At 46.6% G+C, this 1058-nt stretch carries 1 protein-coding gene; it reads right to left on the bottom strand.

All coding sequences use genetic code 11. The annotated features are described in order from the left end of the window. Positions 1 to 17: 17 nt before the first annotated feature. On the bottom strand, positions 18 to 1058 hold a 1041-nt coding region (gene tuf / locus AB4405_RS23095; RefSeq protein ID WP_102471609.1), incomplete at its 5' end, for an elongation factor Tu.

Here is a 1058-nt window from a genome sequence, read left to right as displayed (position 1 = left end):
CAAGATTTTGCTAAAAATTAAGCAAAGATCTTAGCAACAACACCAGCGCCTACAGTACGGCCACCTTCACGGATAGCAAAACGTAGACCTTCGTCCATTGCGATTGGAGCGATTAGCTCAACAACCATTTGGATGTTGTCGCCAGGCATTACCATTTCTACGCCTTCTGGTAGAGAGATATCACCAGTTACGTCAGTTGTACGGAAGTAGAACTGTGGACGGTAGCCTTTGAAGAACGGAGTATGACGGCCGCCTTCGTCTTTAGAAAGTACGTATACTTCAGACTCGAACTTAGTGTGTGGGTTGATTGAACCTTTAGCAGCAAGTACTTGGCCACGTTCAACGTCATCACGCTTAGTACCACGTAGAAGTGCACCAACGTTCTCACCTGCACGACCTTCGTCAAGCAGTTTACGGAACATTTCAACACCAGTACAAGTAGTAGAAGTCGTTTCTTTGATACCAACGATTTCGATCTCGTCACCTACACGTAGGATACCGCGCTCGATACGACCAGTAACAACTGTACCACGACCTTGAATTGAGAATACATCTTCAATAGGTAGTAGGAACGGTTGGTCAATAGCACGCTCTGGTTCTGGGATGTAAGAATCTAGTGCTTCTGCAAGCTCAACGATTTTGTTTTCCCATTGCTCTTCGCCGTTTAGTGCGCCAAGTGCAGAACCTTGGATGACTGGAAGGTCATCACCTGGGTATTCGTACTCAGAAAGAAGTTCACGAACTTCCATTTCTACTAGCTCAAGTAGCTCTTCGTCATCAACCATGTCACATTTGTTCATGAATACGATGATGTAAGGGATACCAACTTGACGACCAAGTAGGATGTGCTCACGAGTTTGAGGCATAGGGCCATCTGTCGCAGCAACAACTAGGATACCGCCGTCCATTTGAGCAGCACCAGTGATCATGTTTTTAACATAATCCGCGTGTCCTGGACAGTCAACGTGTGCGTAGTGACGCGCTGGAGTATCGTACTCAACGTGAGAAGTAGCGATTGTGATACCACGTTCGCGCTCTTCTGGAGCGTTATCGATAGA

The organism is Vibrio sp. 10N.261.51.F12 (genome assembly GCF_041471725.1).
Lineage (GTDB): Bacteria > Pseudomonadota > Gammaproteobacteria > Enterobacterales > Vibrionaceae > Vibrio.
The sequence above is the reverse complement of the archived record's forward strand: the minus strand, read 5'-3'. Positions and strand labels throughout refer to the sequence as shown.